This is a genomic window from Acinetobacter sp. MYb191 (assembly GCF_037572605.1).
Classification (GTDB): domain Bacteria; phylum Pseudomonadota; class Gammaproteobacteria; order Pseudomonadales; family Moraxellaceae; genus Acinetobacter; species Acinetobacter johnsonii.
On sequence record NZ_JBBGZP010000014.1, the window covers coordinates 35,991 to 56,971 of the forward strand.

Here is a 20,981-nt window from a genome sequence, read left to right on the forward strand (position 1 = left end):
ATAAATATAAAAGCAAAATCTAAACCAACATCAGCGGGAGAAATAAAAAATTAAAAAACAAAAAAGACTATTCAATAAAAAAGCCACCCGAAGGTGGCTTTCAAACACAGACTTCAGATTAACCAATAAACTTACGTGCATTACGGAACATACGTAACCATGCACCGTCTTCAGCCCACTCTTCAGGCTTCCAAGAATGCTGTACAGCACGGAAGTTACGTTCAGGGTGTGGCATCATAATTGTTGCGCGACCATCTTTCGATGTAACACCTGAAATCGCTTCTGGCGAACCATTCGGGTTCATTGGATAGTGTTGAGTTGGATTCCCTTGGCTATCGACATAACGCAAGATTACTTGATTACCTGTATTTAATGCCACCAAGTTATCCGCACTGGTCACCACACGACCTTCACCATGTGCAACTGCGATCGGCAGGATTGAGCCTTCCATACCTTCTAACAATACAGAGTTCGATTTTTCAACACGAACGTTAACTGCACGCGCTTCAAACATCTCAGAAGTGTTGCGATGGAAACGTGGCCAAGCTTCAGCACCTGGAATCAGTGGCGCCAATTGCGACAACATTTGACAGCCGTTACAAATACCGAGAGAGAAAGTCTCATCACGATTGAAGAATTTTTCAAATTGGTCACGAAGTTTTGGGTTGAACAAAACTGATTTCGCCCAGCCACCACCAGCGCCCATTACGTCACCGTAAGAGAAACCACCACATGCCACAAGACCTTCAAAGTCATCTAGGCTGATACGACCTGCAAGCAAGTCGCTCATGTGCACGTCTACAGTGTTGAAACCAACTTTGTCGAATGCCGCAGCCATTTCAACATGACCGTTTACGCCTTGTTCACGTAAGATCACCATGTTTGGACGGCGTTCATTGATGTACGGCGCTTCGATTGGCTCATTCAAATCAAATGTAGGTTTTGCAATAATACCTGCATGTGATTTGTCCGTGATTAATGCAAATTCTTGATCCGCTGTTTCCACGTTATCACGTAGACGTTGAATCTGATGTGACACTTCAGTCCACGCCACTTGCAAGTCTGCACGTTCAAGCACTAAGCCATTTACAGTCAATTGATCGGTGTTGTTTACCGTACCAATGACCGCAATTGCATCGCGTAATGTAGATGCCGCAACTTCGTCTGCAAGTGTTGCCCAATCAGACGCGCTGATTTGAAGCACTGCACCAATTTCTTCTGCAAATAGACTTTCAGTTGATTGATCTTCTAAAGCCACACCAAGACGTGCTGCAAACATCATTTCCGCAACAGTTGCAAGCAAACCACCATCACCGATGTCGTGGTAAGCCTTAATTAAGCCACGGTTGTTCCAGTCTTGAACCAAGGCAAAGAATGCTTTGAAGTCATCAAAACTATCCACATCAGGTGTCACTGAACCAATCGCTTTATAGACCTGAGCAAGGATTGAGCCACCTAAACGGAACTGACCTTTAGAAAGATCAATACGGACAAGTACTGATTCTTCATTTTTCAATTCAGGCGTTAAGGTTTTACGTACATCAGTCACAGGAGCAAAGGCTGTGATTACACCTGACATCGGTGAAGTCACCGATTTGTCTTCGCCTTCATCATTCCAAGTCGTACGCATTGACAATGAGTCTTTACCCACTGGAATTGCAATACCGAGTGCAGGACACATTTCCATACCGATGGCTTTTACACCTTCGAATAAAGCTTGGTCTTCACCTTTTTGCCCTGCCGCCGCCATCCAGTTTGCAGACAATTTAATGTCACTGATCTGGTCGATTTTTGCAGACATAATATTCGAGATCGACTCTGCAACCGATAAACGTGCAGATGCCGCAGGATTTAACAAGGCAACAGGTGGACGTTCGCCCATCGCCATTGCCTCACCTGTATAACCTTGCAAGCTTGTTGTAGTGACTGCTGCATCTGCAACAGGAACCTGCCAACGACCTACAAACTGATCACGTGCAACCATACCTGTAATTGAACGGTCACCAATGGTGATCAAAAATGATTTCGATGCAACCGTTGGGTTTTTAAGTACACGGTAAATTGCATCTTCCAAATCTGTGACTTTAGATGCATCAAAGTCGTCGCCTTGACGTTCAATCGTTTCATACGAACGGCTCATACGAGGTGTGCCGCCCAGCATGACTTGCATTGGCATATCCACGGCTTTGTTATCAAACAATGGATCGTTCACCGTCAATTGACGCGCTTCTGTTGCTTCACCTAAAACGGCAAATGGACAACGTTCACGTGCACATAATGATTCAAATAATTCTAAAGAACTTGGACGAATCGCCAATACATAACGTTCTTGCGCTTCGTTTGACCAGATCTCCATTGGAGACATACCTGGCTCAAGCGAAGGAATCTTACGCAAATCAAGAATCGCACCCAGTTCGTGGTCATTCACCAACTCAGGCATTGCGTTCGAAACACCACCTGCACCCACGTCATGCACAGACACGATTGGGTTGAAGTCTTCCATACGCCAGCATGCATCAATCACTTCTTGGCAACGGCGTTCCATTTCAGGGTTTTCACGTTGTACAGAAGCGAAGTCTAGGTTTTCACCGAGTTTACCGCTGTCTACAGAAGATGCCGCACCGCCACCAAGGCCGATCAGCATTGCAGGACCACCAAGAACAATCAGTAAGTCACCTGGTTGAATCGCATCTTTTTCCACGTGGTCTGGACGGATGTTACCGTAACCACCCGCAATCATAATTGGCTTATGGAAGCCTTTTACATCGCCATTTACATTTTGTTCAAATGTACGGAAGTAACCATTTAACGCAGGACGACCAAATTCGTTGTTGAACGCAGCACCGCCCAATGGGCCTTCAATCATAATTTGAAGCGGAGATGCCATACGAGATGGTTTGCCGTAGTTCTCTTCCCAAGGCTGTTCAAAGCCCGGAATGTTCAAGTTAGACACCGTAAAGCCAGTTAAACCTGCTTTTGGTTTACCACCACGCCCTGTTGCGCCTTCATCACGGATTTCACCGCCCGAACCAGTCGCAGCACCCGCGAATGGCGCAATCGCTGTTGGGTGGTTGTGCGTTTCCACTTTCATCAAGATGTGAGCAGCTTGGCTCTTGTATTTATAAACGTGGTGACCAGTCGCTTCATCTTTCTTTGGATAGAAACGCTGAGTATCAAAACCAACAATCACCGAAGCATTGTCTTTATATGCTGACAATACGTCTGTCGGTGATTCTTTATAAGTGTTTTTAATCATTTGGAATAATGACAATGGCTGTTTTTCACCATCAATTGTCCATTCAGAACCAAAGATTTTATGACGACAATGCTCTGAGTTTGCCTGAGCAAACATCATCAGTTCGATATCGTGTGGATTACGACCGAGCTTGTTAAAAGCAGCAACTAAATAATCAATTTCTTCATCAGAGAGTGCAAAACCAAACTCAGAGTTCGCTTTTACTAAAGCATCTTTACCCTGACCTAAAATGTCGATTGCATTTAAAGGCTTTGGTGCAGTTTCAGAGAACAATGCAGCAGCGTCTTCAATTTGATTGAACACACTTTCAGTCATACGGTCATGCAAAACTTGTTTTACTGCATCCGATACTTCAGAAATACCCTTTAAAGTAAACAAAACACCGCGTTCTAAGCGGTGTATCGGGGTATTACAGTTAGCAAAAATATCCGTTGCCTTTGATGACCACGGCGAGATTGTACCTACACGTGGCGTCACAAGGACTTGAACTTCATCACTTGTCGCTTCGCGAACTTGGAAGGTTGCGCCATCATTTAATAGCTGCAAAGCAGATTGCTGTTGTTGCTCGTCGAGCGCTTGGTCGAAAAGGTAAACCCATTGGCTTTCTATTGATTGAACAGAACTAATAGACGATAGACGTGTTAAAAGTTGTGTTTGCTTAAAAGAAGAGTGTGCAGGTGCACCGGCAACGATAAACATGCTGTTTTTGGCTCCACGGGCAGGTCTAGACAACCTACCTCAATGTGACTTGAAGAGAGCGCATATTCTACTGTGTATTGCCAAAATCAGCTAGTCGTCTACGACTTAAAAAAGTGAGATTTCTTTGTTTTAAAAGATCAATTTACTTTGACTTTAAAAATCAAACATGATTAGTAACAAATGTTTTAAGGGATAAATTTCAAAGATGCCCGACTTTTAGGCTTTGATTCAGTTCTAAAAACCATTTTCAATTGATATTTAAGCTGCAAATAACGAAGTCGATAGCCTCCTTGAGAACAAACATGACTGCTTTAAGATGTTCTATTTCTGAGAACTTAATACTGCATAAATTAAAAGACAACTTATGTCGCAGCCCTCTAGAGCTCGTCACACTTTTTTGGCATGATGAAGCCAATAACTCACTGAATAACGATAAATGATGCAAATGCGTTGGTTGGAACTGCTCTCAACAGTTCGTATTGGAAGTAAAAAACAAAATACCGAATTGGCACGTAGCCCATTTCACAAAGATTATGATCGAATTATTTTTTCCCAAAGTTTTCGCCAACTGAACCGAAAAACCCAAGTCCATCCACTGACTCAACACGATGGCATTCACACCCGTTTAACTCATTCGCTCGAAGTCTCCTGCATTGGACGCTCTCTTGGCATGCTCGCAGCGGAAAAAATCAAAGATGAACTGCCAATTTGGATTTCCCCTGCCGATGTTGGAGCCATTATTCAAGCGGCTTGTTTAGCACATGATATTGGGAACCCACCGTTTGGTCATGCGGGTGAATATGCCATTCGTGAATGGTTCGACGATGCATCACATGGCAACTTTTTAGAGAAACTTTCCGCAGAAGAACAAGCCGATGTGCGTCAGTTTGAAGGTAATGCCCAAGGTCTACGCTTACTGACTAAAATTGACTATCACCCTAATGATGGAGGCATGCGTCTGACCTATGCAACACTTGGGGCTTATTTAAAATATCCATGGTTGTCTAAAACCATCGAATCACAAGGCAATACTCCTGCCAGTAAACGTGCCAAATTTGGTTGCTATCAGGCAGAAAAAGAAATCCTGCAACAAATTGCAGAGCAACTTGGACTGATTCAACTGGGTGAATATCATTATTGCCGTCATCCGCTGACTTATTTGCTTGAAGCAGCAGATGATATTTGCTATGCCCTGATTGATCTTGAAGATGGCATTATTTTAAACATGTTGTCTTATGAAGAAGTTGAACCGATTTTTTTAAGCTTACTTGGTGAGTACAGCGCACCAACTGAACTGTCGATGCCAGATACCACGTGGCAGCAAAAAATTGCAGCCTTACGTGGACGAGTGATGAAACGTCTAGTTGAAGAAGTCACATCGGCTTTTGCTAAACATCATTTTGAAATTTTAAGCGGACAACTGGCTGGCAGCTTACTGCAATACTGCGCTGCCGATATTGAGTTAGGCATTAACCGTGCAAAGGATTTAGCCCGCGATAAAATATTTGAACACCCACAAAAAGCGGGTTTGGAAATTATTGCCCATCAAAGTTTACAAAACATTTTAGATGCCTTTATTCCGCTCACTACACCGCATAAAACATTGAGCTTTAAAGAACAACGCTTAATGGCTATTTTATGTCGTTCTGGTGCGCACTTCGGTAGCAACCATTATGAAAATATCATGCAGGTCTTAGATATTATTTCTAAGTTTTCAGACCACCAAGCGTATAACTTGTCTCAAGAGTTACAAGGCAATAAGGCAGGATTGATTTAAATAAGTCATCAACATCCAGTTTGATGATAAAGCCATCAATCTCAACTCAATTTTCCATGAGTCTTTTGCCTTTCTGCGCAATGCTCACTACTATGCAACCATTGATAAAAAAGTGAATCACACAACATGATCGGATGTCTTATTGGTGAAGTCTTCGCACTAGAAGCACCCACCGTACTTTTAAATGTAAATGGTGTCGGTTATGAAATTGATACACCACTAACGACCTTCTGCCAACTACAAAAAGGCCAAAAAATTACCTTATGGACACACCTTGCCGTGCGTGAGGATGCTCAACTACTTTATGGCTTTTTGCATCAACAAGAAAAAATCATTTTCCGCACCCTATTAAAGGTCAACGGTGTCGGCCCTAAAATGGCTTTAGGTATCTTGTCCACGCTTAGTGTCGATATGCTGATTCATACTGTTGAGCATGAAGATATCAATACACTGGTTAAAGTACCGGGCGTGGGTAAAAAAACTGCTGAACGTTTGATGATTGAGTTACGTGATCGCTTTAAAGCGATGTCTTCAGGCACAACGCCAAGCAACTCAACCGTTGAACAAATCCAGTTCACAGGCAACTCTGCCGTTGCAGAAGCCGAAGCTGCATTACAGTCTTTAGGTTACAAACCTTTAGAAGCACAGAAATTGGTCAATGCTGCAAAAGGTGATTTTACTGAAGCGAGCGACATCATCCGTGCTGCACTCAAATCGATGAATAAATAATTCAAATAGGCACACCAATACACCTAAATTGGATACACGAAGGCGACATGGATGTCGCCATGTTGGATTGGGATATAAGGACATATCCTCAATCCAACACAAGATTTACTTGCGGACTTTTAAATATATTTAAAAGCCCTCATTTTGATCTTTCAAAAGTAAGGCAATGCCTACACAATGGTACCTAAACACAAATCATAATTTGAGGCTGTGCCTCGAAAGTTCAGCCAGAGATTGATTTAACTATATGCAAGACCGTCTCATCGGTGGTTCCGAAAAACCCGAAGATCATATCGACCGCGCTATCCGCCCGACCTCACTTGATGACTATATCGGTCAGCCCGTGGTTCGTGAACAAATGGAAATCTTTATTGGCGCAGCCCGTGGTCGTGGTGAAGCACTCGATCACACCTTAATTTTTGGTCCTCCGGGACTAGGTAAAACCACACTTGCGAACATTATTGCCCGTGAAATGGGTGGAAACCTCAAGTCGACGTCTGGCCCCGTATTGGAACGTGCTGGGGACTTGGCAGCCATGCTGACCAACCTTGAAGAAGGTGATGTGCTGTTCATCGACGAAATTCACCGCCTTTCACCAGTGATTGAAGAAATTCTTTATCCTGCCATGGAAGACTACCAACTCGACATTATGATTGGTGAAGGTCCTGCGGCGCGTTCAATTAAGCTCGACTTACCTCCTTTTACTTTAGTTTCCGCAACCACACGCGCCGGACTCCTCACCTCTCCTTTACGTGACCGTTTTGGTATTGTGCAACGCCTTGAGTTCTATTCAGTCACTGACTTGACGCATATTGTGACCCGTTCTGCCAATTTGATGGATGTACCTATTACGCGTGAAGGTTCAGCAGAAATTGCACGTCGTTCGCGCGGCACACCACGTATTGCAAACCGCTTACTACGTCGAGTTCGTGACTATGCGCAAGTCAAAGGTACTGGTGAAGTGACACAAGACATGGCTCAGCGTGCCCTCGATATGCTCAATGTCGATAAAGATGGTTTAGACACTTTAGACCGTCGTTATTTGAGTATGTTACTTGAACGTTTTGATGGCGGCCCTGGTGGTGTAGAAGCTTTGGCAGCAGCGATGGCTGAAGACTCAGGTACATTAGAGGACGTGATTGAACCGTATTTGATTCAACAAGGTTATGTGATGCGGACAGCCCGTGGCCGTATTGCCACCAATATGGCGTATTTGCAGTTTGGTATGACACCGCCTGAACCAAAAGAAAAATGATTGAAAAGGGAGTGAATCTCCCTTTTTCTTACTGATTTAAAATAATTTGAAGTCACTTAGATAAAGACATATAAGATATTAAAAATTGAATTGATGATCAGATTATCCTAAGTATGTTTATAGCTGTCATGTTATACACCGTTATAATTATTAGGTTCGACAATAAAACCCTGTACGACTTTTTTTGCTTTTAATTGAATGATTTTCCAATCCTGCAAATGAACACTTTGAAATATAGTAGTAACACGAGCTCTCATTTCAGGCTGCAAAACAAATTCCTGTTTACATTCACGTGCTATTGGATTTTCCGAATCTCCACATGTAATTAAGGTAAGTACCTTTCCTTTTTCATTTTTTTCAACATATAAATCATCTATATCGTATAAAGCATTAGACCCCGTATTTATAGCTATTAATTCCTTATTTCGTTTCACCCATTTAGGATGAGGAATATATTTCTGTAGACCATATTCATACTCATCACTAGGCAAATATATATCCCTAAAATTGAATTCCTCTAAATGTTTTTTTGATGTTATTTTTGTATCCAACGTTGAATTGATTAATTTCGTTGATAAATCGCCATTATAATACCTATCTGCATATACACTTACACTTAGCCAATGATTATCAGGCAAGTTAATTTCTGCATTATATTGTTCGCTTGAATAAGGTGATGCTTTATAATAATCGACTAAAACCAATCCATCGGTATAACGCATATCAAACCCAAAGGCCTGAATTTTAGATTGATAGGTCCGCGTCTTGCGTTTATATTTCTTACCTGTTACGAAACCTGAATTATCGTCATATTCAACCCAAGGTGCTTCTCTACCAAGGTTAACAGGCTTCCCTCCTAAATCGCCTACACTATAACGTGCGCCATATTGGTCGCGTGGTGTTATAAACTCTTGAGTTTCTAGTTCTTTATTATAGTCACAAGCTATTAATATAAATGCGCTAAGGGTTATTCCTAAAAGCTTCTTTGCCATAAAACAACTTTCTCTTATTTTTTTATGTTAGTTAGTAAAGACTATGGACTTACCTTTTCCACTTCACTAAACAAGCTACATGTCTGATTTACATACTTCACCATGTCGAATATCGGAATTCAGAATATATCTGAATTGTGCAAGATACTTAAACTAGCCTTACTCTGAATCTTGTTCAATTTACATCACCCTCACCTCTTCGACCAGCATTAACTCACACGCCCCATTTCCTGTGTCTGTCCGACTCAGTGAACTGCGCCATGTCCAACCATCAGTCGATTTAACTTCAACCAGTTGCCCTTTTAAATAAACCATGTCGTCTACATCAATATCTGCAAGTTTTTGTGCAACAACTTTATTGGCTGGGATCAAATGCGTATTGGCACTACTCGAGGCAATGTCATTTACTGGAATGGGTGGATTGTTCTCATAACGCCAATAATACCAACGATTACTTTGTGTAATAAATAGTTGCTTATACACCTCTGGCTTCGCCATCTCATTCCAACCTAAAGCAAAATCAACAGGACTCAGCTCTGCTTCACGACCCATCCTATAGTTTTCACGCGCCAAGACACGAAACTCTCCTACATATGGTTCTAAGGAAGTAATTGTGTAGCCTTCAACGTGCTGTACATTTTCAGTCGGTGAATATAACTCTAAACTTCTGCTTCCTTGCTCAGGTTTAAGCCAATATGTCCACAGCGCAAATGCCACAGCCAAAATAAGCAGCAGCTTAAAATAACCATTCATTCCCTTATCCTTATATTTTTATAGCCATACTGCGCTCAACTTCCCCAACAGTCATGAATCACAATATTTGACATCTTGTGCCATTGGAGTGAAATCTCATAATGCTAAACTGCGACGCATTAGTACTTTGACGTGCACCAATTTTAAGACCCTGTCCTTAAATATAAAAGCGCCAAGTCAATCTAAATCGACTCGTACAACTGGAAAACGGAATACTCTCATGGCGAATAAATTTGAATTCAACATTCGTGTCTATATTGAAGATACTGATGCAGGTGGCATTGTTTACCACGCCAATCATATTCGCTTTATGGAGCGTACCCGTACCGAGTGGTTACGTGCTTCTGGTGTAGATCATTACTGGCTTCAAAAAGACTATAACTTCGTTGTACACAAAATTAATGTGAAATATTCACGTCCAATTTTAATGGATGATTTAATTACTGTTACAGCAAGTGTTGTTTCGTGTAAGGCTACGTCATTTGTGTTGCAACAAAATATTTATCGTGGTGAAATCATGCTTGCATCTGGTGAGGTCGAATTGGCATGTATCAGTTCAGAAATGAAACCACGTCGACTTCCCGATGAAATCCGCGAACTGATTCTAAAAGAATTAGGACAAGACTAAAAAAATTATTGGCACATGTAGTAACTATGGCAACTCAACTCGAATCATCTCTTCAAGTTTCAGATCTAATATTACAAGCAAGCCCAGTCGTACAACTGGTAATGCTGGCTTTACTTTTGGCCTCGCTGTTTAGCTGGTATCTGATTGCCAAGTTACACATGAGTTATAAAAAAGCACAAGCAGACGATGACCATTTTCAAAAAATCTTTTGGTCGGGTGCTGAACTGAATACGCTATATAACAATGCGCAACTTAATTCCAAACGTGTCGGCCTTGAGGATATTTTTTATCAAGGTTTAGGCGAGTTTTTAAAACTAAAAAAACGCAATGCTGCTCCGGCACAAACCATTGAAGGTACAGAACGTATTTTACGCGTCGGTCTAAGTCGTGACCAAAGCCAACTTGAACAAGGCTTAGGTGCTTTGGCCAGCATTGGTTCTGTTGCCCCGTATGTTGGCTTATTTGGTACCGTTTGGGGCATCATGAATGCATTCATCGGTTTAGCAGATGTAGATCAAGTCACCCTTGCAACGGTTGCACCGGGTATTGCTGAAGCCCTCATTGCTACAGCGATTGGTTTATTTGCAGCGATTCCTGCAGTATTGGCATTTAACCATTACACAGGAAAAGGCGAAACGGTTTACTCCGATCGTGCTTTATTTGCAGAAGAAATGGTTGCGTTATTACAACGTCAGTCTTTGGGTGAAACTAAGGAACATGACTAATGGCAATTCAACGTTCAGGGCGCTTTGAGCGCATTAAAAAGCCACTAAAAAGTGAGATGAACGTCGTTCCATATATTGACGTCATGCTCGTATTATTAGTCATCTTCATGGTGACCGCACCCATGATTACCAGCGGCATCAATGTCGATCTGCCACAAGCCAATGGCAACCCCATTGAATCAAAAGATGCACCTGCAATGGTCAGCTTAGATAAAGAAGGTCGCTATTTCCTTAAATATAAAACACACAGTTCAGCTGAACCTTTGGCTTTATCTGAATTGACCTCTATTTTAAGTGAAGCACAGCAACAAGCTCAGGCTGAAAATAAAACGTTAACCGTTGTTGTGGAAGGTGAACAGTCACGCTCTTATGGCGAAGTCATGTCGCTCATGAACAGCCTACAAGAAGCGGGTCTCAGCCAAGTTGGATTACTCACAGAGCCATTAAAGTAATTTATGAAAGATTTTAAAAAGCCACCTTTTAAACAAAAAGCCATCGCGCTTGGATTTACCTTTGGTGTCCATGTGATTGCTGTTGTTGGCTTACTTTATCTTGGTATGAGTAAACCACCAGAACCACCGAAGCAAATTAGAACTGTGCTCATCAAACCTGAGGACTTAAAGCCTGTTACGCTTGAAGAAACAGAGTTTACGGAAACAGCACATGAAAATGTCGCCAAAGAAATCACACAAACTGCCCCGCCCGCTGTAGAGCCTGCACCTGTTATCCCAACAGCACCACCTATAACACCCGTTGTGCCAAAAGTCGACGCTCAAAAAGCAGCAGCGGATGCCAAAGCCGCTGAAGCGGCAGCGCGTAAAGCTGAACTACAGCAGCAGATTCAGGCACGTGCAAAGGCTGAAGCTGAAAAATTACAAGCTCAGCAAGAACGTGCTGCTGCCCGTGCAGCGGAGCAAGCTAAAAATGCAGAGAAAGCCAAAACAGATGCAGCGGCGAAAGCCGAAGCAGATGCCAAACGCCGAGCAAACTTAGAAGCATTGAAAAAAGCAGAGGCAGTGCAAAAAGCGAAGCTTGACGCACAAAAGAAAGCCGATCTCGCTAAAAAGCAGCAACAAATTACTGATGCCAATAAAGCTAAAGTTGCGGCTGATGCAAAACGTAAAGCCGATGCGGACAAAGCGAAAGCTAAAGCAGATGCCGATAAAGCCAAGGCAAATGCCGATGCTAAAGCTAAAGCAGATGCTGCGAAGACCAAAGCTGATGCTGATAAAGCTAAGGCAAATGCTGACGCAAAAGCCAAAGCTGATGCCGAAAAAGCCAAAGCCGCTGCTGATGCAAAACGTAAAGCCGATGCTGAAGCAAAAGAACGTGCGGCTGAAGAAGCACGTGCTTCATCTGCAAAACAAGCTGCCGAAGAAGCCGCGCAAAAGAAAGCTGAAGCAAAGCAAATTGCTTCAACAGCTAAGCGCGACTTTGAAAATAAAATTAAGCGTGCTTGGGATACCCCAGCAGGTTCAACGGGTAAAACCGCGACTGCACGTGTCACGCTTTCGGATAGTGGCGCTGTACGCTCTGTGATCGTAAGCTCCAGTGACCCGGACATGAAAGCCAGCGTCGAAGCAGCTGTTCGTTCTGCTGCACCCTATCCAATGCCTTCAGATCCAGAAGCACGCCGGCAAGCACAAAGCTTTACCTCATCCTTTACTGCAAAATAACCCAAATCCCTCTGAACAATCAGGGGGATTTTTCCAGCTATACTCCTAGTATTTTTACGTACTCAAATAGCGTATTTCAAATACGTTTAATCTGTTTTAGCTTTCAATAACAACCATTACAACATCTTTAATTTCAGTCGATATTTCACTCAATACAAGTAAATCGCCACTCCCTCTTATCACACATATCTACCTATGCGTTTTTGCATTCACGCTTAAACGACTTAATTCTTACTCATTTTTCACAGTGTTATAACAGATCAGTCATAATTTCATGCTTTTAATATTAGAAAATCATGCCATTATGTAGAACAATTAAACCCACAATAAAAGCAGTTTGTTTGAGTAAATAACGAATGATGGAAATGACGCGTAAACACCTTCTTAGCCTAGCCATTTTAACTGCTTTCAGCCCAGTCTTAGTGACTCAAGCGCATGCTCAGCTTCATTTAGAAATTGCAAAAGCACCTGAAGAAGCGCCTAAAATTGCAATCGTACCTTTTAGCAATGACAGCAGTCTCTATCCCATTATTGAAACGGATTTAAACCGCTCAGGGAAATTTACCAGCGCTTCAAAAAATTTACCTGCAACCGCCAGCATGAATAATCCGAACGCAGCCAACTGGCAGGCTGCAGGTGTTCCATATGTCGTTACAGGAACAGTAAAAACCACTGAAAATGGCAGTTACGAAGTTCATTACCAACTCTACGATGTCCAAAAACAACAATATCTTTTAAATGAATTATTAACTGTTCCAGCATCACGCGTTCGTTCTGCTGCACACATGATTAGTGATGCTATTTATCAAGCATTAACTGGTATTCCAGGAGACTTTAGCGGTCGTATTGCTTATGTACTACGCAATCCTGCTACACCAGAGCAACGATATACACTACAAATCGCGGATACTGATGGTGAGCAGCCACGTACAATTTTAACGTCACGCGACCCAATTTTATCGCCTGCTTGGACACCAGATGCCAAGAAAATCGCTTATGTATCGTTTGAAACCAAACGCCCTGCAATTTATGTCCAAGACCTTTCCACAGGTGTGCGTGAAAAGCTTGCTAGCTTCCGGGGGCTAAATGGCGCGCCAAGCTTTTCTCCAGACGGGAAAAGTATGTTGTTCACCGCTTCTATGCATGGCAACCCAGAAATTTACCAAATGAACTTGGAAACCCGTCAACTGCAACGTATGACCAATGACAGTGCTATTGATACTGAAGCACGTTATGCACCAGATGGTAAGTCATTTATCTTTACTTCTGACCGTGGTGGTTCTGCACAAATTTACCGTTATGACTTGGCAAATAGCAGCTATAACCGTCTGACCTTCCGTGGCGCATTCAATGCACGTGGTACGCTGAGTGCCGATGGCAAAAAGCTGGCACTGGTCCACCGTCCAAGTGGTAGTAACTATAAAGTCGCTATTCAAGATTTAAACTCAAGTGTCACCAATATTTTAACGCCAACCAGTTTGGATGAATCACCAAGTTTTTCCCCAAATGGGCAGATGGTGGTCTATGCAACGCGTGAAGGTTCACGTGGTTTGTTGTCGATCATGTCACTGGATGGCCGTTTCCGTATGAATTTACCAAGTGAACAAGGTGAAGTCCGTGAACCTGCTTGGGCACCCAAATAACTTTTTAATGACTAGTCATTTAATAATCATCAATTTTCATGGAGATGAAGAATGAAATCGATCAAACTTTTAGCCCTTCCAATCTTAGCGACTGCTCTTGTAGTTACAGGATGTGCGAGCCGTAAACCTGCTGCAACAATTGAAGCGGGTCAAAACCCAAATGGCTCAACCACAGTCAATACTCAAGGTCTAAGTGAAGATGCAGCTTTAAATGCACAAAATCTTGCAGGTGCATCGGCAAAAGGCGTGACTGAAGCCAACAAAGCATTTTTAGCAAAACGCGTTGTACATTTTGACTATGACAGTAGCGACCTCAGCAATGATGATTACCAAACGCTACAAGCCCATGCGCAGTTCTTAATGGCAAATGCAAATTCGCGCGTGGCGTTAACAGGTCATACCGATGAGCGCGGTACACGTGAGTACAATATGGCATTGGGTGAACGTCGTGCCAAAGCGGTTGAAAGTTTCTTAATCACCACAGGTGTGAGTCCAAACCAACTTGAAGCCGTTAGTTATGGTAAAGAAATGCCAATCAATGCGGGCCATGACGAAAATGCATGGAAAGAAAACCGTCGCGTAGAAATTAACTACGAAGCAGTTCCACCACTTTTAAAATAATGCTGGCATCACAACTGAAATAAAAAAAGCGCTCCTTTCGATGAGCGCTTTTTTATGACTTAAACTTGTTCAGGCTTGGGATTTTCATCAGATTCTTCAGCATGTTGCATAGATTCAATCATGTCATGTTTATTGAACTTTTTATACTCAGCTTTTGCTTCGTAGTCTTGCCACGCTTTTTTCACGCTATCGTCTGAAATATCATCTAAGTTAATCCCTTCGCTCGGCGTTGGAGTCGCATCAAATTTTTGCGTTGTCATTGTTGTGCTCCTATTTTTACCTGATATTCCTTCCATCAACATAGCACTTTCCACAAGACTTGCAAGGGTAAAATCGCAGCAAATAGTCGAGTTTAATTGTTCTTTTGTCTCGTTCTCGACTAAAATATAGCGCAATGTTGATTTTGTTACGTATTCAAGTTTTAGTGGAGTCCTCCCCCTTATGTCATATCTCAATCTGTCCCAATTTTTAGAACAACAAACGGGAAATCTTACGCCTGAATTGGCACAAGTAATTAGCACCATTGCTGCTACTTGCCAAACCATCGATCAAGCTTTACAAAAAGGTGCTTTAGCTGGTGTCTTAGGTAGCGCGCAGCATGAAAACGTGCAAGGTGAAGAACAGAAAAAACTGGATGTGATTTCAAATGATTATTTGATTGATGCTCTAAAAATCCACCCACAAGTTGGTGGTTTAGCGTCTGAAGAATTGGATGAATTCACACCAGCTCAAGAAAATGGCAAATATTTAGTTTTATTTGACCCCCTTGATGGTTCAAGCAACATCGACATTAATATGTGTGTGGGTACTATTTTCTCAATCTTGCCTGCAAAAAATGCAGTGACACAAGCTGAAGACTTTATGCAAGCGGGCAACCAACAAGTTGCTGCGGGTTATGTGCTTTATGGCCCATCAACCATGTTGGCATTAACAGTCGGTGCAGGCACAGTATTCTTTACCTTTGACCCAGAAACTCAACAATTCTTACTCACCTCTGAAAATATTCAAGTGGCAGCAGATACCAAAGAATATGCTATTAACTCTTCAAACCAACGCCACTGGGAAAACCCAGTAAAACGTTATATTGAAGAACTTCTCGCAGGTAAAACAGGTCCGCGTGAGAAAGACTTCAATATGCGTTGGGTTGCATGTATGGTGGGCGACATTCACCGCATTCTTTGCCGTAGCGGGATTTTCATGTATCCATACGACCTCAAAGATCCGAAAAAAGCAGGTCGCCTGCGTTTAATGTATGAAGCAAACCCTATGAGTATGCTAATTGAACAAGCTGGCGGTGCATCTACAACGGGTCGCGTTCGTATTTTAGACATCCAACCAACTGACCTACACCAACGTGTCCCTGTGATTATTGGTTCTAAAAACGAAGTCGATTTAGTGACTGGCTACCACAACTAATTTTTTAAATGCGCATAGCCATCTGACGCGTTATGCGCATGAGTCTTCTCCATGTCGATTATTTTCCTTGAATCAAAAGACAACCCAAAGATTAAACATCTCCGAGGTTTAATAGAGCAAAGCAGCTACCGTAAAAAGCAGGGTCAAACTGTGCTTGAAGGGACACACTTAGGCTTAGCTTGGGTTGAAAAAAAGAAGAAACTCAATTCTATTTTCACTACTGAAAATGCACTCGAACACCCTGATATTTGCGATATTCTAGATGAATATGAAGGTGCTGTTTTTGTCATTGCTGAAAGCCTATATCGTGACTTAAGCACATTAGGGACCACTTTGCCCTTCTTGGCAGTTGTAGACTTACCAAGTTCAAGCCAAAGTGTAGATTTTAGCTTGGATACATTGATTTTGGAAAACATTCAAGATCCAGGCAATGTAGGTACACTACTCCGCTCTGCTGCTGCAGCAGGTATTAAGCAAGTTATTTGTACCAAAGGTTCTGCTGCACTCTGGTCACCACGTGTATTACGCGCAGGCATGGGTGCACACTTCTCACTCAACACCTATGAAAACGTAGCCATCGAAGATGTACTCGAACGCTTTGAAATTCCAGTGTATGTGACCAGCTCACATCAGGCTGAAAGTTTATATCAAAAAGATTTAACACAAGCTTGTGTCTGGATCTTAGGCAATGAAGGCCAAGGAGTTTCTGACTTTGCTTTGGCACATGCTCAAGCACTGAGCATCCCACAGCCCGGTGGCCAAGAATCTCTCAATGTCGCTATTGCGGGTTCAATCTGCTTTTTTGAAATGGTGCGTCAACGACTTTAAAATCGTTAAGTTATATTAACTAAAGTCGGCTCAGCAGAAAAAATAGATTACACTAGAAAAAATAATTACTTGTGTTGTCAACCAAACCATTATTTCCAACGTTATAGGCACATGATTGAGGAAATAATGGTGGGTATCCGATGACAGGATTTTCCATCTCTATGGATTTAGCACCCAAACAGTCTAAAACGCAAGATTCTAGTACTCTTAAGAGTACCGCCGAGTCTCGCCTAAAAAACTTCATGCAAGAAGTGACTGGTCGTGCGTTAGTAATGATGGAAACTGCCACCCAAAACCAGCAGGGTATCGCCATGGATTTGGTGCAAGAAGCCTTTATTTCATTACACAAATCTTATTCCGATCGATCTACGGAAGAATGGTATCCCCTGTTCTATACCATTCTAACCAACAAATTACAGGATTGGCGTCGTAAAGAAGCACGTCGAGCACAACCGTTTTCTTTCTTCAAAAAAGTAAGTCTTGATGATGACGATTTTGAAGTAAATGAGGTGGTCGATGAAAGAGCGCTGAATCCTTCTGACTTTTTAAGCCAAGCTGTTACTGCGGATGAAATTCAAGAAGCCATTGCTGGTCTTCCAGTTCGTCAGCAGCAAGCATTTATGTTACGTGCATGGGAAGGTTTTGATACTGCAACCACTGCGCAAATCATGAATTGCTCTGAAGGCAGCGTTAAAACTCATTACCACCGTGCGATTCAAGGCTTACGTAATGCTCTCGCACATTTGAATCCACATCTAGGAGGATCATCCGAATGAAAGATGATTTCTTAAAGCAAGTAACCTCCAAACTTGATGGGCTCGCGCAACATCACAAGAACAAACCTGTGGTGATGCAACATGTTCTTGATGACATTCAAGATCAAAAGTCCTCACGTTATGGCCTTTGGAAAATGTCTGGTTTTGCTTTAGCTGCGGCTATTGCTGGCTTTGTCGTACTTCCGAACTCTGTAACCCTTGATGAAAAACCACATAACCAAGTGGTTTCGACTCCTAAACTTTCACCTCAAATGGTTGAAGATTTAGAAATGTTATTGGTTTTAGGTGAGGACACTGTTCCACATGGCAGCTAAACGTGTCGCTTTCGCACTTTGCACGCTAGGTTTTTTACAAACCAGTTTTGCAGGTTTTGATCGTTTTTGGATTTTTTCCAAAGATGCAGATACCCAAGTGTCTGAAACATGGGAATCGTTGTCTGAAGAAGAACAGCGTGCGTTGATTCAACGTTACCAGTCACTAAAAGAACTGCCCGATGCGCAGAGTGCAGCCCTGCAACAACGTATGGACTGGTTTACTCAGCTACCTGAACAAGAAAAGCAAAAAATGCGTGATACTTGGCAACAGATGAGTACCCAAGAACGACGTGATTTACGTGTACGCATGCAAAAAGCAGATGCTGATGAGCGTGTGAATATTCGAAATGAATATATCAATAAATACATCCATAGCAACACTGCTACACATTAAGATGCCTAGCCGAATATAAATACTATAGAAACGCTCATAAAAAAATGCCTCATGTGAGGCATTTTTTATGCTTACATTTATATTTTTCGTCGTTGTCTAAACCACGCTAATGACAACAATCCAAGCACCCCAAGACCACCCATTGAGCCACCACCACCGCCACTCGCTTCCGTATTGGTATTTTTAGCGGTGTTCGTAAAATACATCATCGTAGATTTAGACTCTTCAGCCTCTGCATCATAGATCACATATTCAATTTCATAAGGGAATGGACTGAAATTATTGCGGACTTCGACTTCAATATTCCCGCCATAACATACATATTTTTCATATTCTCCCGGACAAGAACCTGTACGTTCTGGCTTAATATTAATGCCTGCATCCTGACGTACAATACGAATAGCAAGATCCTTTCCATTCGCATCACGGTGAAATGCTGGACGTTGATGTTCTGCCGCGACTGTACTAATTGGCCCATCACCATCATCACTATCATTTGCCAGTGGATTTACATTGAGTTTTAAAGTGCCACCATAATTCAGGGTGTATTCATCCGTTTTGGCAATCGGTTGTATATTGCTAAACTCCGCTTTTAAAATCCCCGAAGATGTTGCCTGCGTAGCCTTACTCTTCACGCTATATTGGCAATAGACATATTCTGTGCTGGTTGTAGGCTTACCATCGGTGCGGTAAATCATGATTTGTTTTAAATCATCCTTCCACTCACAGCGTAAAGTTGGGTCCGCTCTAAGTTTTGAGGTATCCAGCACACCATCTTTGGCGCTGAGTACACCTACACCCAATACCTGAGTTTCTGTAATGGTGTAATTCTCAGTGTTCATTTCTTTTAAAGCCGACGTTCCATCAGCAGTGTTGACCACAGCCTCATCTTGCAAAACGAACTGGAAGGGATCGACATAAATCGCTCGGTACTTTTGATGTAGTTTGGTTGCCGCTAAAAGCTCTTTATAACGCTTTAACTCTTCATTAAACTCGATCAAAAAGTCTGAATTGGTGTTTTTATCGGCGATTAATTCTTCCAATTCCTTAATATTATTCTCATACGCCTGAAGACGTTCTGCCTGCGAGGTATTTTTCAAATCAGCAATATCAGCTGCTGCTAAACGACGCAACTCAACCGATCCAATATCACAGCTGTTAGCTTCCGCAGGTGCCAACATCAATGTTCCGTCGACAATACGGTCTAGACCACGCTGGTCACTATCATTACAGCTCAATTTACTGTTGGTATCGAGTAAATCAACTCCTCCACTATTCACTTTCGGGAAATACATTGGGCGGAATAAATTATATTTTGATGGCGAAGTTAAGGAACTGAGTAGACTTCCTATAGCCACATTTTTCACATCAATATTAGTATCTGTCGTACCATCGAGTATTCGTGCACTTGCTGCCAGTTCACACTGACTGGTCACCGTATCAAACGCATTGTAACCTGCTGTCACACCTGCATCATATTTGTCGGATAGTGTCTGAGAACCGACATAGCGGCATGATGTGTTTCCATTATATGCAAGTACATTGTAATACAACGACTTCGTACCGAAATCATCATAATCCAAAACGCTCGCTGCACTATTTTCTACAATAGTGTTATTTGACAATAAAAAATTACTTTCAAGACTCAGATTATGCTCTCGGGTATTGACGGCATACAAAATGCTCCCGTTTACGGTACTCGCAGTATTTTTTGCAATGGTATTATTCGCCATAGCAACTTTTGGGTTACCACAAAAATCGAATGTATTTAGATTCGATATCTGACCATTCGAAATAATACTATTTGCACTAAACTCTATATTGGTTTTTACATCCAACAGCCCTGCATAACATTGCATTGCAAGAACACTACCCACAGTCGCCTGGTTGCCTTGTAATACACTATTATTTACAGTCACCTGATGCTCACCAGGACCAACGAGATAGAGTGCTCCACCTTTTTTATCTGACTTTGAGTTTAGAATTTGTGCATTATTTAAGGTTAATGCTCCACCGACCAATAAAGCACCGCCTTCATCTGCCGAATAACCATTTTCTAAAATGACATTCTCTAGTGTCAAACTGGTCTTGGTAATGGTATTAAATAAACGTGACTTTCCACCCGCATCAATCCGTGAAGTCAATTCACCTAGGGCAGGATACTTAAAAGTGATGGGATTTTTCTCACGATCTAAATAAGGGCTTTTCCCAAAAACCACCACTTTAGACTCGGGAACAATTTCCTTATTCAGTTTGTAGGTCCCGGCTTCTAACTGAATATAATCGGTTTGACCTGAACCCGTATTCCCTGCACTACAGCCACCATAAGCCTTATTTAAGCTAGCAGTTTTGATTGCCTCACGGAGTGAACATTGATTCATGTTTACATTATCTTCATCCTCAAATGTGTTGACATGAATTGTTCTATCTTCTGCAGCCATTAATGTCATAGCAGCTACTACCATGACACCCAATAGTCCTTTTTTAAAGTGTTTCATG

General features: G+C 42.1%; 19 protein-coding genes. 14 read left to right on the plus strand and 5 right to left on the minus strand.

What is annotated here, in order from left to right; all coding sequences use genetic code 11:
* Positions 1-118: 118 nt before the first annotated feature.
* Positions 119-3,955 carry a phosphoribosylformylglycinamidine synthase gene (gene purL / locus WH214_RS09470; RefSeq protein ID WP_339421113.1) on the minus strand — a complete coding sequence of 1,279 codons (3,837 nt, stop codon included), beginning with the start codon at positions 3,953-3,955 and terminating at the stop codon, positions 119-121.
* A gap of 436 nt (positions 3,956-4,391) precedes the next feature.
* Between purL and WH214_RS09475 the strand changes: the two genes are divergently transcribed.
* The 3 genes from WH214_RS09475 to ruvB all read left to right on the plus strand — a co-directional run bounded on the left by WH214_RS09475 (position 4,392) and on the right by ruvB (position 7,716).
* Positions 4,392-5,732, plus strand: a complete 1,341-nt coding sequence (locus WH214_RS09475; protein ID WP_339421115.1) for a deoxyguanosinetriphosphate triphosphohydrolase — start codon at positions 4,392-4,394, stop codon at positions 5,730-5,732.
* A gap of 126 nt (positions 5,733-5,858) precedes the next feature.
* Positions 5,859-6,461: a Holliday junction branch migration protein RuvA gene (gene ruvA / locus WH214_RS09480; RefSeq protein ID WP_259233524.1), complete on the plus strand. Its 603-nt coding sequence runs from the start codon at positions 5,859-5,861 to the stop codon at positions 6,459-6,461.
* 247 nt (positions 6,462-6,708) lie between these two features.
* Complete coding sequence (gene ruvB, locus WH214_RS09485) at positions 6,709-7,716, plus strand: Holliday junction branch migration DNA helicase RuvB (RefSeq protein WP_339993254.1); 1,008 nt, start codon at positions 6,709-6,711, stop codon at positions 7,714-7,716.
* A 131-nt stretch (positions 7,717-7,847) separates the two neighbouring features.
* Here the strand turns inward: ruvB and WH214_RS09490 are convergent, their stop codons facing one another.
* Entirely contained in the window at positions 7,848-8,708 is an 861-nt protein-coding gene (locus WH214_RS09490; protein ID WP_339421118.1) for a hypothetical protein, read from the minus strand.
* A gap of 180 nt (positions 8,709-8,888) precedes the next feature.
* On the minus strand, positions 8,889-9,461 hold the full coding sequence (locus tag WH214_RS09495) for a hypothetical protein (RefSeq protein WP_087010802.1): 573 nt from the start codon (positions 9,459-9,461) through the stop codon (positions 8,889-8,891).
* 220 nt (positions 9,462-9,681) lie between these two features.
* On the opposite strand from WH214_RS09495, the gene ybgC reads away from it, so the two are divergent.
* The 6 genes from ybgC to pal all read left to right on the plus strand — a co-directional run bounded on the left by ybgC (position 9,682) and on the right by pal (position 14,754).
* Positions 9,682-10,089 (plus strand): tol-pal system-associated acyl-CoA thioesterase, encoded by a 408-nt coding sequence (gene ybgC, locus WH214_RS09500; RefSeq protein ID WP_339993256.1) that lies wholly within the window; start codon positions 9,682-9,684, stop codon positions 10,087-10,089.
* A gap of 26 nt (positions 10,090-10,115) precedes the next feature.
* Positions 10,116-10,814, plus strand: a complete 699-nt coding sequence (gene tolQ / locus WH214_RS09505; RefSeq protein ID WP_004693871.1) for a protein TolQ — start codon at positions 10,116-10,118, stop codon at positions 10,812-10,814.
* A complete protein-coding gene (gene tolR / locus WH214_RS09510; RefSeq protein ID WP_004693872.1) occupies positions 10,814-11,266 on the plus strand; it encodes a protein TolR in 453 nt (150 codons plus the stop codon). Before tolQ ends, tolR begins: the two co-directional genes overlap by 1 nt.
* 3 nt (positions 11,267-11,269) lie before the next feature.
* Positions 11,270-12,490, plus strand: coding sequence for a cell envelope integrity protein TolA (gene tolA / locus WH214_RS09515; RefSeq protein WP_339421124.1), 1,221 nt, complete (start codon positions 11,270-11,272; stop codon positions 12,488-12,490).
* Positions 12,491-12,849: 359 nt separating this feature from the next.
* On the plus strand, positions 12,850-14,133 hold the full coding sequence (tolB, locus tag WH214_RS09520) for a Tol-Pal system beta propeller repeat protein TolB (protein WP_339422933.1): 1,284 nt from the start codon (positions 12,850-12,852) through the stop codon (positions 14,131-14,133).
* Between the two features lie 51 nt (positions 14,134-14,184).
* Positions 14,185-14,754 carry a peptidoglycan-associated lipoprotein Pal gene (pal, locus tag WH214_RS09525; protein WP_004693879.1) on the plus strand — a complete coding sequence of 190 codons (570 nt, stop codon included), beginning with the start codon at positions 14,185-14,187 and terminating at the stop codon, positions 14,752-14,754.
* 59 nt (positions 14,755-14,813) lie between these two features.
* Here the strand turns inward: pal and WH214_RS09530 are convergent, their stop codons facing one another.
* A complete protein-coding gene (locus tag WH214_RS09530) occupies positions 14,814-15,014 on the minus strand; it encodes an NF038105 family protein (RefSeq protein WP_004980614.1) in 201 nt (66 codons plus the stop codon).
* Positions 15,015-15,195: 181 nt separating this feature from the next.
* On the opposite strand from WH214_RS09530, the gene WH214_RS09535 reads away from it, so the two are divergent.
* From WH214_RS09535 to WH214_RS09555, 5 genes are all read left to right on the plus strand, one after another.
* Positions 15,196-16,170, plus strand: a complete 975-nt coding sequence (locus tag WH214_RS09535) for a class 1 fructose-bisphosphatase (protein WP_259233518.1) — start codon at positions 15,196-15,198, stop codon at positions 16,168-16,170.
* A 51-nt stretch (positions 16,171-16,221) separates the two neighbouring features.
* Positions 16,222-16,998, plus strand: coding sequence for a TrmH family RNA methyltransferase (locus tag WH214_RS09540; protein WP_004693884.1), 777 nt, complete (start codon positions 16,222-16,224; stop codon positions 16,996-16,998).
* A 161-nt stretch (positions 16,999-17,159) separates the two neighbouring features.
* Positions 17,160-17,774, plus strand: a complete 615-nt coding sequence (locus WH214_RS09545; protein WP_010326406.1) for an RNA polymerase sigma factor — start codon at positions 17,160-17,162, stop codon at positions 17,772-17,774.
* A complete protein-coding gene (locus tag WH214_RS09550; protein WP_004693889.1) occupies positions 17,771-18,088 on the plus strand; it encodes a hypothetical protein in 318 nt (105 codons plus the stop codon). The genes WH214_RS09545 and WH214_RS09550 overlap by 4 nt, the downstream gene beginning before the upstream one ends.
* Entirely contained in the window at positions 18,078-18,482 is a 405-nt protein-coding gene (locus WH214_RS09555) for a DUF3106 domain-containing protein (protein WP_010326404.1), read from the plus strand. The genes WH214_RS09550 and WH214_RS09555 overlap by 11 nt, the downstream gene beginning before the upstream one ends.
* 77 nt (positions 18,483-18,559) lie before the next feature.
* On the opposite strand, the gene WH214_RS09560 is transcribed toward WH214_RS09555, so the two are convergent.
* Positions 18,560-20,980 (minus strand): CSLREA domain-containing protein, encoded by a 2,421-nt coding sequence (locus tag WH214_RS09560; protein ID WP_339421132.1) that lies wholly within the window; start codon positions 20,978-20,980, stop codon positions 18,560-18,562.
* Position 20,981: the final 1 nt, after the last annotated feature.

Excerpts from the sequence above, each read along its gene's own strand:
- tolB (WP_339422933.1), top strand. The coding sequence starts at position 12,850 with ATGGAAATGACGCGTAAACACCTTCTTAGCCTAGCCATTTTAACTGCT.
- tolA (WP_339421124.1), top strand. The coding sequence starts at position 11,270 with ATGAAAGATTTTAAAAAGCCACCTTTTAAACAAAAAGCCATCGCGCTT.
- ybgC (WP_339993256.1), top strand. The coding sequence starts at position 9,682 with ATGGCGAATAAATTTGAATTCAACATTCGTGTCTATATTGAAGATACT.
- WH214_RS09475 (WP_339421115.1), top strand. The coding sequence starts at position 4,392 with ATGATGCAAATGCGTTGGTTGGAACTGCTCTCAACAGTTCGTATTGGA.
- WH214_RS09495 (WP_087010802.1), bottom strand. The coding sequence starts at position 9,461 with ATGAATGGTTATTTTAAGCTGCTGCTTATTTTGGCTGTGGCATTTGCG.
- WH214_RS09530 (WP_004980614.1), bottom strand. The coding sequence starts at position 15,014 with ATGACAACGCAAAAATTTGATGCGACTCCAACGCCGAGCGAAGGGATT.
- tolR (WP_004693872.1), top strand. The coding sequence starts at position 10,814 with ATGGCAATTCAACGTTCAGGGCGCTTTGAGCGCATTAAAAAGCCACTA.
- purL (WP_339421113.1), bottom strand. The coding sequence starts at position 3,955 with ATGTTTATCGTTGCCGGTGCACCTGCACACTCTTCTTTTAAGCAAACA.
- pal (WP_004693879.1), top strand. The coding sequence starts at position 14,185 with ATGAAATCGATCAAACTTTTAGCCCTTCCAATCTTAGCGACTGCTCTT.
- WH214_RS09560 (WP_339421132.1), bottom strand. The coding sequence starts at position 20,980 with ATGAAACACTTTAAAAAAGGACTATTGGGTGTCATGGTAGTAGCTGCT.
- ruvA (WP_259233524.1), top strand. The coding sequence starts at position 5,859 with ATGATCGGATGTCTTATTGGTGAAGTCTTCGCACTAGAAGCACCCACC.
- WH214_RS09555 (WP_010326404.1), top strand. The coding sequence starts at position 18,078 with ATGGCAGCTAAACGTGTCGCTTTCGCACTTTGCACGCTAGGTTTTTTA.
- WH214_RS09545 (WP_010326406.1), top strand. The coding sequence starts at position 17,160 with ATGGATTTAGCACCCAAACAGTCTAAAACGCAAGATTCTAGTACTCTT.
- WH214_RS09540 (WP_004693884.1), top strand. The coding sequence starts at position 16,222 with ATGTCGATTATTTTCCTTGAATCAAAAGACAACCCAAAGATTAAACAT.
- WH214_RS09535 (WP_259233518.1), top strand. The coding sequence starts at position 15,196 with ATGTCATATCTCAATCTGTCCCAATTTTTAGAACAACAAACGGGAAAT.
- tolQ (WP_004693871.1), top strand. The coding sequence starts at position 10,116 with ATGGCAACTCAACTCGAATCATCTCTTCAAGTTTCAGATCTAATATTA.
- ruvB (WP_339993254.1), top strand. The coding sequence starts at position 6,709 with ATGCAAGACCGTCTCATCGGTGGTTCCGAAAAACCCGAAGATCATATC.
- WH214_RS09490 (WP_339421118.1), bottom strand. The coding sequence starts at position 8,708 with ATGGCAAAGAAGCTTTTAGGAATAACCCTTAGCGCATTTATATTAATA.
- WH214_RS09550 (WP_004693889.1), top strand. The coding sequence starts at position 17,771 with ATGAAAGATGATTTCTTAAAGCAAGTAACCTCCAAACTTGATGGGCTC.